This window comes from Rhizobium binxianense, from assembly GCF_028994275.1.
GTDB lineage: Bacteria > Pseudomonadota > Alphaproteobacteria > Rhizobiales > Rhizobiaceae > Rhizobium > Rhizobium binxianense.
This window is the reverse complement of sequence record NZ_CP118713.1, coordinates 4,483,496-4,498,372: the sequence shown is the minus strand read 5'-3', so window position 1 is coordinate 4,498,372 and position 14,877 is coordinate 4,483,496. Positions and strand designations below refer to the sequence as shown.

The window sequence follows — 14,877 nt, the reverse complement described above, 5'->3', positions numbered from 1 at the left end:
GCCTGAGCGCTTGGGTCGATCAGGCTGCCGCTTCCATTCGTTCGTTAGACCGTGTTTCGCCATCGTCAGATGGGGTAAAATCCGATTCGCTTGTATTGGCGGGGCCAAGCTCCTATAGCTTCAACCAATGAGTCATGACTAGGGCGCTATAATCGAGCTGCCACACAGTCCTGTAACAGCAATCACAAAGCCCGAGTATCGATGCCCACGCTTTATCATCATCCCATGTCATCCGCATCTCGCTTCGTCCGGCTGATCCTGGCGGAATACGGCTATCAGGCGGATCTGATCGAGGAGCAGACATGGGAAAAGCGCCGGGATTTCCTGGCGCTCAATCCGGCCGGCACATTGCCGGTTTATGTCGACGACAGCATGCGGGCGCTCTGCGGCGCCACCGTCATTTCCGAATATCTGGACGAGACGCACGGCGTGTTGAAACGCGACCGGCGGCTGCTCGCCGAAGACCCTTTCCAGCGGGCGGAAATCCGCCGGCTGGCCGAGTGGTTCATGCAGAAGATGGAAAACGACGTGACCAAGCCGCTCGCCCGTGAGCGTGTCTACAAGTTGCAGATGACCGCCGATCAGGGCGGCGGAGCGCCGGATTCGAAGATTTTGCGCACGGCCCGCGCGAATATCCGCCAGCATATGCGTTACCTCACCTGGCTGGCCGGCTCGCGCCAGTGGCTTGCGGGCGAGCGGATGAGCTATGCCGATCTTGCCGCCGCCGCCTCGATCTCGATCCTCGACTATCTCGGCGAGATCGAATGGGCGGACGCGCCGGTCGTCAAGGACTGGTACCAGCGGCTGAAGTCGCGGCCATCCTTCCGGCCGATGTTGACCGAGCGCGTGCGCGGCCTGACGCCGGTTTCGCATTATGCCGATCTGGATTTCTGACGAGGGCTCTTCATGCCCGAAGCTGATGACAATGACAAAGAGCGCCGCCGCCGCGACAATTTGACCGCGTTCGTGCGGGCAGAATCTGCCGCCAAGGGCTTCGATCTCTGCCGCATCACCCGTCCGGATGCGATCCCCGAAGCGAAAGAGCGTCTCGGCCAGTTCATCGATGCCGGGCGCCATGGGACGATGGACTGGATGGTGGAGACGCGCGACCGGCGCGGCGATCCGCGCACACTGTGGAGCGAGGTGCGCTCCGTCGTCGTCTTCGGCCTCAACTACGCCCCGGAGGAAGATCCACGCGGCATTCTCGACAAGCCCGATAAGGCCGCGATCTCGGTCTATGCCCGCAACCGCGATTACCACGACGTGATCAAGGGCCGGCTGAAGGAGATCGCCACGCGCTTTGCGGCACGGGCCGGCGCCGATGTGAAAGTGTTCGTCGATACCGCGCCTGTGATGGAAAAGCCCCTGGCGGCGGCGGCCGGCTTGGGCTGGCAGGGCAAACACACCAATCTCGTCAGCCGCACCCACGGTTCCTGGCTGTTTCTCGGCACGATGTTCACCACCGCCGATCTCGTGGTCGACGCAGCTGAGGCCGATCATTGCGGCTCCTGCCGCGCCTGCCTCGATGCCTGCCCGACGGCTGCCTTTCCGGCGCCTTACCAGATCGATGCGCGGCGCTGCATTTCCTATCTCACCATCGAGCACAAGGGGCCGATCGATGCCGATCTGCGCGTGCTGATCGGCAACCGCATCTATGGCTGCGACGACTGCCTTGCCGCCTGTCCGTGGAACAAGTTTGCAAGCTCCGCTTCCGAGATGAAACTTAAGGCGCGGGAAGAGCTGAAGGAACCGTCGATCGCCTTTCTGCTGACGCTCGACGATGCCGCTTTCCGCGCCTTCTTCAGCGGCTCGCCGGTGAAACGGATCGGCCGCGACCGCTTTATCCGCAACGTGCTGATCGCCGCCGGCAATTCCGGCGAGACGGCGCTCATCGGGCAATGTCGCAAGCTTTCGGGCGATGCCTCGCCTGTCGTCCGCGGCATGGCGATATGGGCGCTTTCGCGGCTGATGGAGGCTGACGAATTTTCAGCCTTTGCCGCACAAAGGGCTGATGAGCGCGATGACGACGTGCTGAACGAATGGCGGCTGGCAGGAGTGGGCTGATGCATGTGATGATCTTTGGCTGCGGCTATTCCGGCACGGCAATCGCCAAGGCCTTCGCCGGTGAGAACATGCGCGTTTCCGGCACCACGCGTTCGCCTGATAAGATGGACGTGCTCCGCCAGAACGGCATCGACGCATTCCTTTTCGACGGCGAGACCATGGAAGAGGGGCTGCGCCGGGCTTTGGCTGATGTTACCCATCTCGTGCAGTCGATCGCGCCTGGGAGGGCCGATCCGCTGCTGCGGCTGCTCGGCGAAGATGGCGCAAGCCTGCTGCCGAGGCTCGAATGGATCGGTTATCTCTCCACCGTCGGCGTCTATGGCGATCACAAGGGTGCCTGGATCGATGAGGAAACGCCGTGTGTGCCGGTGTCCGGGCGCTCGAAGGAGCGGCTCGAGGCGGAAGCGGGCTGGCTGGCTATGGGTGAGACGTGCTCTGTGCCGGCGGCGGTGCTCCGCCTTTCCGGCATTTACGGGCCGGGGCGCAATGCCTTCTGCAATCTGGAAAGAGGCACGGCGCGGCGCCTGATCAAGAAGAACCAGGTGTTCAACCGCATCCGCGTCGAGGATATCGGCGCGGCGACCCGCTTCCTGTCGGAGCATGGCCTTAGCGGCATCTATAATGTCACCGACGACCGGCCGGGCCCGCCGCAGGAGGTGATCGTCGAGGCAGCCCGGCTGATGGGCGTCGAACCGCCACCGGAGCAGGCGTTCGAGACCGCCGAGCTGACGCCGATGGCGCGCTCCTTCTACGGTGAGAACAAGCAGGTTTCGAATGCGAAACTCAAGGCGGCCGGCTTCGAATTCTCCTTCCCCGACTATCCCATGTCGCTAGCGCAATTGTGGCGGGACGGACGCTGGCGCGGTTAGATCCGGGCCGCTGCCTGTGACCAGGGTCATAACCCAAAATGAGTAGGAAATTCCTACTTTCCGCCTTGAGCAGAACAATTCTCGCCGCACATTATGGTTAACAGCCTTTGAATTTGCTCAAATGTGGCGGTAAATATGGCGAAAGCAGAAAAAAAATTTCGTGATTTTTGTGAAGGCCGTGGAGTTTAAAACTTCGTCGGAAAAATCATTTGAATTTTAGCTGTTTTCATTGCGTTTTTTCCATGTTCCGCCATGCGCGGCCAATTCTCATAATTTATCAATGGTATCACAAATATTACAGACTGTAATATTCCGTGATCGTGCGTGGCACTTTTTCGCCACTTTTCAACAGATTTAAGCCCTGCCGCCTGCAAGGGCGTGAGTTCAATAGTTGAGGGGTACTCTGTTTTGAAGAAAATACGTCGTTCTATTATCGCTGCCGCAACTATTGCAGCCTGCTCTTCCTTGCTTCCGGCGGAGAGTTTTGCTGGAAATGGATGTGGTGGTGCTTCATGGTACGCACTTCACTCCAAAACTGCTTCCGGGGAACGTATGAACCCTGCCGTCTTGACTGCCGCACATCGTTCGCTCGCCTTCGGCACCAAGGTCAAGGTCACCAACCGCAACAATGGCCGCACCGTCGTCGTCCGCATCAACGATCGCGGCCCGTTCATCCGCGGCCGGGTGCTCGACCTGTCGCGGGCTGCCGCGCAGAATATCGGCATGGTGAGCTCCGGCACGGCGAAGGTATGCTACCAGGTGATCAGCTAAGCCCGGAGCTTGCGACCGGCTGTGCTGTCAGCGGCGCTTGCTCTTGCCGTCAATCGCGGTTACCACGCGGTTGAGACTTGTGAACAATCCGCCCCGCGACCGTCGCGGCTGCCAGGATCCTTCGCAGGCACGGCAACAGGAGATTTGTGAATGCGTCTGGGCGGCCGCCTCGAAGGGGCGATTTCTGTGCTCGCGGACATCGATGCCCGCAAGCGGCCCGTCGCCGACGCGCTGAAGGACTGGGGCCTGGCGCATCGTTTTGCCGGCTCCGGCGATCGCGCGGCGATCGGCAACATCGTCTATGACGCCCTGCGCATGCGGCTCTCCCATGCCTGGCTGATGGATGACGACAGCGCTGCAGCCATCGCCCATGCCGTGATGTTCCGCCAATGGGGTTTCACCCCTGGCAGCCTTGCCGCCGAACTGGCGGATGACAAGTTTGCGCCGACACCACTGTCGACCGAGGCCGCCTCGGCCTTTGGGAGCCGCTCGCTTGACGATGCGCCGCCGCATATCCGCGGCGATATTCCCGAATGGGTCCAATCCTCCTTCGAACAGGCCTTCGGCGCCGGCTGGCTTACCGAGGCACAGGCGCTCGCCGCCCGCCCGACGCTCGATCTGCGCGCCAACAGCCTAAAGGCGTCCCGTGACAAGGTCGTCAAGGCGCTCGAAAGGGCCAGCGCGCATGCAGCCAAGATCGCCCGCTACGGCATCCGGATTGACGCCGGCGAAGGCGCCTCGCGTCTCCCCAACGTAACAGCCGAACTTTCGTTCCAGAAAGGCTGGTTCGAAGTTCAGGACGAGGGATCGCAGATCGTCGCCGATCTGGTGCTGGCGAGCGACGGCGAACAGGTTCTCGACTATTGCGCCGGAGGCGGCGGCAAAACGCTGGCGATGGCGGCGGCCATGCAAAACAAGGGACAGGTTCACGCCTATGATGCCGACCGCAAACGGCTGGCGCCGATCATCGAGCGGCTGAAGCGGGCGGGCACGCGCAATGTCCAGGTGCATGACGACGCCAGGGCGCTTTCGGCCCTTGCCAGACGCTGCGACAAGGTGCTGGTCGACGCGCCCTGCACCGGCACCGGCACATGGCGCCGCCGCCCCGACACGAAATGGCGGCTGACGACAAAGAACCTCGACGAACGCACCACCCAGCAGCAGGACGCGTTGGCGCAGGCGAGCGGCTTCGTCAAACCAGGCGGCGAACTGATCTACGTCACCTGCTCGGTATTGCCTCAGGAGAACGAGGAACAGGTGCGCCGCTTCACGGCTGAGAATTCCGATTTTCAAATCGTCAGCGCCCTGCCTGCCTGGGATCAGCTGTTCGGAAAAGACAGCCTGCGTCCGCACTCTTCCGACGGCCTGACGGTGACGCTGACGCCCGCCTCCACCGACACGGACGGTTTCTTCTTCTGCCGCATGCAGCGCAAGGGCTGACGCGGCCGGGACAATGGATGCCGCGGCGGAATGACGCTGCGCAGCACGGCGCAACGGTCCGATTGCCGCCGATTTTTCACATAAATGCCGTTCAAAAGGGCAGGTTGGCAACAACTGCTCAATGTTAAAATTATTCCAAACTAGAGCGTTTGACACCAGTTTACTTTTGCGCGAAGAGACGGAGCCCGATTAGACGGAAGATCCGTCACAGGAGAGGATCATGAAGCTCAACACATTCCGCGCAGCCGTGCTGGCGATTGCCCCCGCCGCCCTGCTCGCCCTTCCCGCGCATGCCGAGACCGATGCTGCCGCGGTGGTGAAACACTATGCCGACGTGGCGCATGCGAAATACGAAGACTCGCTGACGACGGCCAAGACGCTCGACGCCGCCATCGACGCCTTCCTGAAGGCGCCTGATGACGCGACGCTGAAAGCCGCCAGGGAGGCCTGGATCAAGGCGCGTGTTCCCTACCAGCAGACGGAAGTCTATCGTTTCGGCAATCCGATCGTCGATGACTGGGAAGGCAAGGTCAATGCATGGCCCCTCGATGAAGGCCTGATCGACTATGTCGACGCCTCCTACGGTACCGAGAGCGACGAAAATTCGCTCTATGTGGCCAATGTCATCGCCAACAAGACGATCAAGATCGACGGCAAGGATGTCGACGCCTCGAAGCTGACGCCGGAATTCCTCTCCGGCACGCTGGCCGAGGCCGGCGGCATCGAAGCCAATGTTGCGACCGGCTACCACGCCATCGAATTCCTGCTCTGGGGCCAGGATCTGAACGGTACAGGCCCCGGCGCCGGCGACCGCCCGGCCACCGATTACGACCTCAAGAATTGCACGCACGGCAATTGCGACCGCCGCGCCGAATATCTGAAGTCCGCCTCCACCTTGCTCGTTTCCGACCTGCAGGAAATGACCGACAACTGGACGCCGGACGGTGCGGCGACGAAGAACGTCGAAGCCGATCCGAAGGCCGGCCTCGTCGCGATCCTGACGGGCATGGGTTCGCTTTCCTACGGCGAGCTTGCCGGCGAGCGCATGAAGCTCGGCCTGCTGCTGCACGATCCGGAAGAAGAGCATGATTGCTTCTCGGACAATACCTACAACTCGCATCTCAACGATGCGATCGGCATCGCCGCCGCCTATACCGGCAACTATACCCGCGTCGACGGCACCAAGCTCAGCGGCCCGTCGCTGCACGATCTGGTGGCCGCCAAGGACAAAGCGCTCGACGCCGAAGTGGAAGGCAAGCTCAACAAGACGCTCGATGCCATGAACGCCATGGCAAAGCGCGGCGAGACGGTCGAGAAGTACGACCAGATGATCGCCGAGGGCAACAAGGAAGGCAACGCCGTCGTCCAGGCCGCCATCGACGGGCTGATCGACCAGACGAAATCGGTACAGCGCGTTATTGCCGCACTCGATCTCGGTACGGTTCAGCTTGAAGGTTCCGACAGCTTGGATAATCCTAACGCCGTCTTCAAATAAGTAAAAAGGCGGGCCGCTTCGAAAGCCGGAGCGGCCCGGACCCTGAAATGTCGCATGCCCCGGCCCGCCGATTGATCGCCAGCGCAACGCTCTGCGCCACGCTTGCCGGTTTTTCCGTCAGCATTGCTGCCGGTTTCGATCTGCCGACGAAACGCACCGACCTTTCCGCGGCCGATCTGAAACGTGTCGCCGACGTCACCCGGCCGACGACGGATTTCTCCAAGGCAGAACCATACGAAGCGATGCAGGCGGGGGCTGCGACCTCGATCGCCCCTGTCACCGAGGACAGCTTCTCGCATATTTCGGCCAACATCCCCTTCGAGGAAGAGCAGAATTTCAAGCTCGGCAACGCGCTGTTCCGCAAGCTCTGGGTTTCCGCGCCCTCCTCGACGCAGGCTTCCGATGGTCTCGGGCCGCTGTTCAACGCCCGCTCCTGCATGAGCTGCCATGTCAATGACGGCCGCGGCAAGCCGCCGGAGGGAGGCCCCAGCGCCACCTCGATGTTGCTGCGGCTTTCCCGCGCGGCCGGGACACCGGAGGAAGAAAAGGCGATCGCGAGTGCTGATGTCGTCAATTTTCCCGATCCGGTCTACGGCCACCAGCTGCAGGATCTTGCCGTTCCCGGCCTTGCCGCCGAGGGAAAGTTGGCGATCAGCTACCGTGAAGAACCGGTGACGCTCGGCGACGGCGAGATCGTGTCGCTGCGCCGGCCGAGTTATGCGGTTGTCAATCCCGCCTATGGGCCGCTCGATCCCGCAACGACGATTTCGCCGCGAGTCGCCTCGGCGATGATCGGCCTCGGGCTGATCGAGGCCATTCCCGAAGCCGATATTCTTGCCCATGCCGATCCGGACGATGCCGACGGCGACGGCATTTCGGGCAAGGCTGCGATGGTGCGCGATCACCTGAGCGGCAAGATCGCGCTCGGCCGGTTCGGCTGGAAGGCGCAGAACGCCACGGTGCGCGACCAGAGTGCCGATGCCTTTGCCAGTGATATCGGCATCTCGACGCCCGATCAGCCGAATGCGCAGGGCGACTGCACCAAGGCGGAAGAAAAATGCCTTGCTATGCCGACCGGTGTGCAGAAACGGCTGGGCAAGGAAGAGGCGCCCGGTTCCATTCTCGACCTCGTCACCTTCTATTCCTCAAATCTCGCCGTCCCGGCGCGCCGCAAGGCCAGCTTTCCCGAGACGCTGCGGGGCAAGCGGATCTTCTACGAAAGCGGCTGCATGTCCTGCCATGTGCCGAAATTCGTCACCCGCCGGGATACGCCGGACAAGGCACAGTCCTTCCAGCTGATCTGGCCTTATTCCGACTTTCTTCTGCACGATATGGGCGACGGCCTTGCCGACGGGCAGCAGGTCGGCCTTGCAAGCGGACGTGAATGGCGCACGCCGCCGCTATGGGGTATAGGACTGACCCGGACTGTCAGCGGACACAGCTTTTTCCTGCATGACGGCCGTGCGCGTGATCTCACCGAAGCGATCCTCTGGCATGGCGGCGAAGCTGAAAAGGCCCGCAACGCTTTCTCCTCCCTGTCGAAAGACGACAGGGCGGCCCTGATTACATTCCTGGAGTCACTTTGATGCGCCTACCGCACCCCCTGCTCTGCCTCTCTCTGCTCGGCCTCGCCACGTCAGCGGCCGCCCAGACCGCCGCTCCTCCGGCAGGGCTGAACGAGGATGCCGTTCCCGCCGTCATGCAGCGCGCCGTCGACGAAGTGATCCGTCCCGGCTATCGCAACATGCAGCAATCGTCTGCCCGGCTGACGACGGCGATGAAGGATCTTTGCGCCGACGGCACGCAGCAGACGCTCGACAAGGCGAAATCCGCCTTCGACGATACGATCCGCTACTGGTCGATCATCGAGATCGTCCAGACCGGACCCGTCATCCAGGACAATCTCTTCGAGCACATCCTGTTTTATCCCGACCGCAAGGGTGTCGGCCTGAAGCAGGTGCAGGCGCTGATCGCCAAGGGCGACCCGAAAGATGCGACGGTCGATGCGATCGCCGGCAAGAGCGTCGCGCTGCAAGGCCTGACGGCGCTGGAATATGTGCTTTACGGCAACGGCTCCGACGATCTCGTCAAACAGAAGGGCGGCTTCCGCTGCCTCTACGGCCAGGCGGTCGCCGGCAATATCCAGCGTGAGGCCGGCGAAGTCGTCGCCGCCTGGGAAAAGCCCGACGGGGTGCAGGCAAGCTGGAAACATCCAGGCCCGCAAAGCAACGATTTCATGGACAACAAGGAAGCCGTGACGGCGCTGCTCGCCATTCTCGTCCACGGCGCCGAAAATGTCCGCGACCAGCGGCTGGAGCAATTCTACAAGGGCAAGGATACCGCGCCGCGTCCGCGCATGGCGATCTACTGGCGCTCCAAGAATACCTGGAAATCGATGGCCGCCAACATCGACGGCCTGCGCACGCTCTGGCAGAAGGCCGGCATGGCCGAGCTTCTGCCGCCGGACAAGCAGCCGATCGCCGCTTCGATCGACGAGGATTTCAAATCGCTGCTCGACAGCGTGCCGAAGCTCAATCCCGACATCGACGTGGCGACAAGCGATGCGGAGAAGGCCAAGCTCGATACGCTGCTTGCCGAGAGTCGCGACCTGATCACCAGGATCAGCGACGAATATGGCGCAGCGATCGGCCTTTCGGCCGGCTTTTCCTTTTCGGATGGAGACTGAAGCGATGATGCGAAGTGCCCCAATCGACCGGCGCAGCTTCATCAAGGCAGCCGGGATCGGTTTCCTTGCGGCCTTGACGCCGAGGTCGCTGATGGCCCTGGAGCAAGCCGATGCGGTCTATGCTTCGGGCATTCGTGCTGCCGATGGCTCCTATGCCGTCGCGACCGTTACGGAGCGCGGCGAGGTCGTCGATCAGGTGGCGCTTCCGTCCCGGGCGCACGGCATGGCCTTCAGCGCCGCCACCGGCAAGACCGTCGCCTTCGCCCGCCGGCCCGGCACCTATGCGATGATTTTCGATGGCCGGAATAAGGGCGAACCAATCGTCATCAGCTCCAGGGAAGATCGGCATTTCTACGGCCACGGCGCGTTCTCTCCCGATGGTCGTCTGCTCTATGCCAGCGAGAACGACTTCGACGGCAATCGCGGCATGATCGGTCTCTACGACGCCACCGACCGCTTCACCCGCATCGGCGAATTCGAAACCTACGGCATCGGCCCGCACGACATGACGGTTTCCGATGACGGACGCCTTCTGATCGTCGCCAATGGCGGCATCGAGACGCATCCGGATTTCGGCCGCACGAAGCTCAATCTCGGGGCGATGCAGCCGTCGCTGGTGCTGATCGATGCGGCGACCGGGGCGCTGATCGAAAAACATGTGCTGCCTGCGCAATGGGCACAACTCTCCACCCGCCACGTCGATCTCGACGACAAGGGCCGCATCTGGTTCGCCTGCCAATACGAAGGCCACCGTAACGACCTGCCGCCGCTTGTCGGCCATTTCGCCAAGGGAGAGGATCTGTCCTTCATCGACCTGCCGGAGGAGACGACGCACAGGCTTGCCAATTACGTCGGCGCAATCGCCGTCAACCGCAGCGAGGGCCTCGTCGGCGTGACGTCGCCGAAAGGCGGCGCCTCGGTGACCATCGACGCAAGGTCGGGCAAGGTGCTCTCGGAGACGAGCATTCCGGATGCCGCGGGCATCGCGCCGGCAAGAAGCGGCTTTGCCGTCTCCTCCTATGACGGCGATTTCCTGTCGACCCGCAGCGATGTCGCCTGGGACCAGCACATCGTGCGGATCTCTTAGAGCATGACGCCGTCCGAAAACCGCTCACACTTTTCGGCGTCATGCTTTAACGGCCGCGCGCATAGGCTTTCTGCTCGGCACTGACGCTCGATGCGGCGGCCCTTGCCGCCTCATGCAGCCATTCAGGCCCCCTGGTCTGCAGGTCCCGCAGGATCACTGCCGCCGCCGCATCGTCGGAATGGCAATTGGCGATCTCAAAGCCCATCAGTTCGAGCATCGTCGGCGAAAGCAGCACCTCTGGGTGCTTGTCGATCTCGATCTTGCGGCTGTTCGGCGAAAGCCTGCGCACGAGAATACGGCCGGAGACACCATAATGGGGATCGGCGGAGCGCGCCCGTCCGCCGGCGATTTCGCCCGCGTGGATCGCCAGGTCTTGCGGCCTGTGGCGAAGCGACCAGGCCGACGGCACCAGCGCCTTCGCCTCGCGCAGCACCGGCCCACCCTGCCATTCGGCGTAAGCGACGAAACGCGGCCGGCCGAGACTGCCGGTGCCGCCGCTGCGCGGCTTCACCACGAAAGGTCCTGAGCCAGGCGGCAGTGCATCTGTGAGCGCCTTGACATAGGCTGATGGCGGCGGTTTGCTGCCGGCAGGCAGCATTTCATATTTCTCCCAGAATTCGCGGCGTTCGGAATTCGGCAGCATCAGCGCCTTGCGCAGCCATTTGTGATCGCGTTCGAGGATAACGGGCAGCGGATTTTCAAGACCCCTGCGATAACCGGCAAGGATCACTTCGCCGATCATCCGAACCGAGGGGCCATCGCCGTTCCGCGCCAGGATGGCGCTTGCCGTAAGGCGAACGAGATCCAGTGCATAAGGCATCACCGCCGCGTCGTCGAAATCATTGACGCCCCAGACGAGCCGGCCCTCGGCATCGCGCCAGGTGCCGAAATTCTCCAGATGCGTATCGCCGATCGCCAGCACTTCCGGCGCGGAGCCAAGTTCCGGACAGATATCGAGGATGATCTCGCACCAGCGCCAATAGGTGGCGCGCAGGAAGACGAAATCGTCGCTGCGCATCTTCTCGTGCTTTTCGCGGAGATCGTCCTTGACGAGATCGGCCCCGAGTTCGCCGGCCAGCCAGCTCTCGAAATTCTGGACCGATTGCGATATCGTCGTCATGCGCCGGCGCTCCTTCGTTTCCAGACATGACGCGGAGAATACGCGCTGGGCGCGAAGCTGCAATCGTCTTCGCACCGGCTTGCACAGCGGCAAAAAGTCGAAAGGTGGCCCCGGCGACACGGTGCGCGCTTTCCGCCGCGGTCCGGACCGATTTCAGCAATGTGCAGCTTGTCGAATCCGGCCCGCCATGCCACTTTCGCCGCTGCAAGAGGGGCAGACATGAGCGAGACTGACAGGGGCGATTTCCGCGCGCGAATTCGCCGCAATTTTGCGCGGCAGGCGGCGATGGAGACGATCGGCGCGGAGTTGACGCGTGTCGAGCACGGCGTCGTCGAGATCGAGCTTCCCTTCGACGTCAAACTAACACAGCAGCACGGCATCCTGCATGCGGGCATCATTTCCGCCGCGCTCGATTCGGCCTGCGGTTTTGCCGCCTACAGCGTCATCGACCCCGAAGCTTCGATCCTGACGATCGAGTTCAAGGTCAATCTCATGTCTCCGGGGCGTGGCGATCGTTTCCTGTTTCGCGGGGAAATCACCAAACCCGGCTCCACCATCATCGTCGCCGACGGGCGAGGCTACGCGATCAGCGACGGGCCGGCCAAACTCATCGCCTCCATGACCGGAACGATGATGGTGATCCGCGGCAGGGAAGGAATTACGGGATGAAGTTCGAACTGAAATCGGTCGCAGGAAAATCCATCCTTTTCGTCATGGCGGCCGAGGCCGAATACGGTCCCTTCCTGCGGTCGCGCATCGAACCCCTGATGACCGGCGTCGGCCCTGTGGAGGCAGCGGTTGCGCTGACCAAGACGCTCGCGCGGCTCGATGCGGCCGACGATCTGCCCGATCTCGTCGTTTCGCTCGGCTCGGCCGGCTCGGCGAAACTGGAGCAGACCGAAATCTACCAGGTGACCTCGGTTTCCTACCGCGACATGGACGCCTCGCCGCTCGGCTTCGAAAAGGGCAAGACACCTTTCCTCGACCTGCCGGCGGTGCTCGATTTGCCATTGCGCATTCCCGGCATTCCGGAAGCAAGCCTTTCCACCGGCGGCAACGTCATCTCAGGGGCGGCCTATACCAATATCGACGCCGACATGGTCGACATGGAGACCTTTGCGGTGCTGCGCGCCTGCCAGGGCTACAAGCTGCCGCTAATCGGCCTTCGCGGCATTTCCGACGGCGCCGTCGAGCTGCAGCATATTTCCGGCTGGACCGAATATCTGCATATCGTCGACCGCAAGCTCTCCTACGGCGTCGACAGCCTGTTCACGGCGCTGGAGGACGGGGTTTTCTGGTTCTAGAGCATGTCGCGCAAAAGTGTGCAGCGGTTTTGCGATAACGACATGCGTAAAAACAAAAACCTGCCAGCGCCGCGCGTCTTTACAGACGCGCGGGGACAATCGGAACAATAAAAACCTGATGCCGCCGATTTCCCGGATTGCCAGGCGAAGCGCTTTTCATTAAAGCCTCGCCATGACCCAGACAGCACATCCCGACTCCGTTCTCATCGTCGATTTCGGCAGCCAGGTGACCCAGCTCATCGCACGTCGCGTGCGCGAGGCCGGCGTCTATTGCGAGATCGTTCCCTTCCAATCGGCCGAAGAGGGCTTCAACCGCCTGCAGCCGAAGGCCGTGATCCTGTCCGGCAGCCCGGCTTCCACGGTGGACGAGGGATCGCCGCGAGCGCCTCAGATCATCTTCGACAGCGGCCTGCCGGTCTTCGGCATCTGCTACGGCCAGCAGACGATGTGCATGCAGCTCGGCGGCAAGGTCGAAAGCGGCCATCACCGCGAATTCGGCCGCGCCTTCCTCGAGGTCGACAGGGATTGCCAGCTGTTCGAGGGCCTCTGGTCCTCCGGCTCGCGCCATCAGGTCTGGATGAGCCATGGCGACCGCGTCACCGCGCTGCCGGATGGTTTCGAGGTCGTCGCCACCTCCTCCAACGCGCCCTACGCCTTCATTGCTGACGAGAAGCGCAAATATTACGGTGTGCAGTTCCACCCCGAGGTCGTGCATACGCCTGATGGCGCCAAGCTGATCGGCAATTTCATTCACAACATCGCCGGCATCAAGGGCGACTGGTCGATGTCAGCCTATCGCCAGAAGGCGGTCGAGCAGATCCGCGAGCAGGTGGGCGACAAGCGCGTCATCTGCGCGCTTTCGGGCGGCGTCGACAGTTCCGTCGCAGCCCTCTTGATCCACGAGGCCGTCGGCGACCAGCTGACCTGCATCCTCGTCGACCACGGGCTGATGCGCAAGGATGAGGCGGCCGGTGTCGTCGCCATGTTCCGCGAGCACTACAATCTGCACCTGCTGCACGTCGATGCCGCCGATCGTTTCATCGGCGAACTCGAAGGCGTCAGCGACCCGGAAACCAAGCGCAAGATCATCGGCCGGCTGTTCATCGAAACCTTCGAGGAAGAGGCAAGGAAGCTCGGCGGCGCCGACTTCCTCGGCCAGGGCACGCTCTATCCCGACGTGATCGAAAGCGTTTCCTTCACCGGTGGCCCGTCGGTGACGATCAAATCGCACCACAATGTCGGCGGCCTGCCGGAGCGCATGAAGATGCAGCTCGTCGAGCCGCTGCGCGAGCTCTTCAAGGACGAGGTGCGCGCGCTCGGCCGCGAGCTTGGCCTGCCCGACAGCTTCATCGGCCGCCACCCTTTCCCAGGCCCCGGCCTTGCCATCCGCTGCCCCGGCGGCATCACCCGCGAAAAGCTGGAGATCCTGCGCGAGGCTGATGCGATCTATCTCGACGAAATCCGCAAGGCCGGCCTCTACGACGCCATCTGGCAGGCCTTCGCCGTGCTGCTGCCCGTCCAGACCGTCGGCGTCATGGGCGACGGCCGCACCTATGAATTCGTCTGCGCGCTGCGCGCCGTCACATCCGTCGACGGCATGACGGCGGACTTCTACCACTACGACATGGAATTCCTCGGCCGCGCCGCCACGCGTATCATCAACGAGGTACGCGGCATCAACCGCGTGGTCTACGATGTTACGTCGAAGCCGCCGGGTACGATCGAGTGGGAGTGAAGGGGGCAGAGGACTCTCAGGCGAATCCTAGGCCATCGATAGCAGTCGATAGATTCCAGGCGACCCGCAGATCTGCGGCTCTGTCGCGCGTCTCCCCGCTCTTCGAACGGCGCCCATACGCCGTCCGGCCCACCCCAACCTTCGCGACTTTGTGACCTTCAAGTATTCGGTCGCGCGCTGCTCGAAGACGTTAGAGCGGTTTAGCTTTTCACAGAAGCCAGAACCGCTCTAACCTTTTGTTTTCACGCAATTCCGGACGGAAAGCCGCTTCGCACTTTTCCTGGAATGCTCTAGCACGCGCGACCA

The 14,877-nt window shown here is 62.3% G+C and carries 13 protein-coding genes; 12 read left to right on the top strand and 1 reads right to left on the bottom strand.

What is annotated here, in order from left to right:
- The first annotated feature begins 201 nt into the window (after positions 1 to 201).
- The 9 genes from PO860_RS21935 (at position 202) to PO860_RS21895 (ending at position 10,412) form a co-directional block, all read left to right on the top strand.
- Positions 202 to 894: a glutathione S-transferase family protein gene (locus tag PO860_RS21935; protein ID WP_183605380.1), complete on the top strand. Its 693-nt coding sequence runs from the start codon at positions 202 to 204 to the stop codon at positions 892 to 894.
- A gap of 12 nt (positions 895 to 906) precedes the next feature.
- The gene (queG, locus tag PO860_RS21930; RefSeq protein WP_183605379.1) at positions 907 to 2,064 is read left to right on the top strand and encodes a tRNA epoxyqueuosine(34) reductase QueG; all 1,158 of its coding nucleotides are present in this window, start codon (positions 907 to 909) and stop codon (positions 2,062 to 2,064) included.
- Positions 2,064 to 2,933 carry an SDR family oxidoreductase gene (locus PO860_RS21925; protein ID WP_275037983.1) on the top strand — a complete coding sequence of 290 codons (870 nt, stop codon included), beginning with the start codon at positions 2,064 to 2,066 and terminating at the stop codon, positions 2,931 to 2,933. The genes queG and PO860_RS21925 overlap by 1 nt, the downstream gene beginning before the upstream one ends.
- A 408-nt stretch (positions 2,934 to 3,341) precedes the next feature.
- On the top strand, positions 3,342 to 3,704 hold the full coding sequence (locus tag PO860_RS21920; protein WP_097612507.1) for a septal ring lytic transglycosylase RlpA family protein: 363 nt from the start codon (positions 3,342 to 3,344) through the stop codon (positions 3,702 to 3,704).
- Positions 3,705 to 3,854: 150 nt separating this feature from the next.
- Complete coding sequence (locus tag PO860_RS21915; protein WP_275037982.1) at positions 3,855 to 5,144, top strand: RsmB/NOP family class I SAM-dependent RNA methyltransferase; 1,290 nt, start codon at positions 3,855 to 3,857, stop codon at positions 5,142 to 5,144.
- A 220-nt stretch (positions 5,145 to 5,364) separates the two neighbouring features.
- Entirely contained in the window at positions 5,365 to 6,639 is a 1,275-nt protein-coding gene (locus PO860_RS21910; protein ID WP_273879457.1) for an imelysin family protein, read from the top strand.
- Between the two features lie 47 nt (positions 6,640 to 6,686).
- Positions 6,687 to 8,225 carry a di-heme oxidoreductase family protein gene (locus PO860_RS21905; RefSeq protein WP_275037981.1) on the top strand — a complete coding sequence of 513 codons (1,539 nt, stop codon included), beginning with the start codon at positions 6,687 to 6,689 and terminating at the stop codon, positions 8,223 to 8,225.
- On the top strand, positions 8,225 to 9,325 hold the full coding sequence (locus PO860_RS21900; protein ID WP_273883715.1) for an imelysin family protein: 1,101 nt from the start codon (positions 8,225 to 8,227) through the stop codon (positions 9,323 to 9,325). Before PO860_RS21905 ends, PO860_RS21900 begins: the two co-directional genes overlap by 1 nt.
- 4 nt (positions 9,326 to 9,329) lie before the next feature.
- The gene (locus PO860_RS21895) at positions 9,330 to 10,412 is read left to right on the top strand and encodes a DUF1513 domain-containing protein (RefSeq protein ID WP_272782762.1); all 1,083 of its coding nucleotides are present in this window, start codon (positions 9,330 to 9,332) and stop codon (positions 10,410 to 10,412) included.
- Between the two features lie 46 nt (positions 10,413 to 10,458).
- Here PO860_RS21895 and PO860_RS21890 read toward each other — a convergent pair whose 3' ends face one another.
- Positions 10,459 to 11,532 carry a DUF2252 family protein gene (locus PO860_RS21890; protein WP_273883716.1) on the bottom strand — a complete coding sequence of 358 codons (1,074 nt, stop codon included), beginning with the start codon at positions 11,530 to 11,532 and terminating at the stop codon, positions 10,459 to 10,461.
- A 219-nt stretch (positions 11,533 to 11,751) separates the two neighbouring features.
- On the opposite strand from PO860_RS21890, the gene PO860_RS21885 reads away from it, so the two are divergent.
- The 3 genes from PO860_RS21885 to guaA all read left to right on the top strand — a co-directional run bounded on the left by PO860_RS21885 (position 11,752) and on the right by guaA (position 14,571).
- Positions 11,752 to 12,201, top strand: a complete 450-nt coding sequence (locus tag PO860_RS21885; protein ID WP_003544704.1) for a PaaI family thioesterase — start codon at positions 11,752 to 11,754, stop codon at positions 12,199 to 12,201.
- Positions 12,198 to 12,836: a 5'-methylthioadenosine/S-adenosylhomocysteine nucleosidase gene (locus PO860_RS21880; protein ID WP_183605371.1), complete on the top strand. Its 639-nt coding sequence runs from the start codon at positions 12,198 to 12,200 to the stop codon at positions 12,834 to 12,836. Before PO860_RS21885 ends, PO860_RS21880 begins: the two co-directional genes overlap by 4 nt.
- Positions 12,837 to 13,008: 172 nt before the next feature.
- Complete coding sequence (gene guaA, locus PO860_RS21875) at positions 13,009 to 14,571, top strand: glutamine-hydrolyzing GMP synthase (RefSeq protein WP_183605370.1); 1,563 nt, start codon at positions 13,009 to 13,011, stop codon at positions 14,569 to 14,571.
- The last annotated feature ends 306 nt before the right edge of the window (positions 14,572 to 14,877 follow it).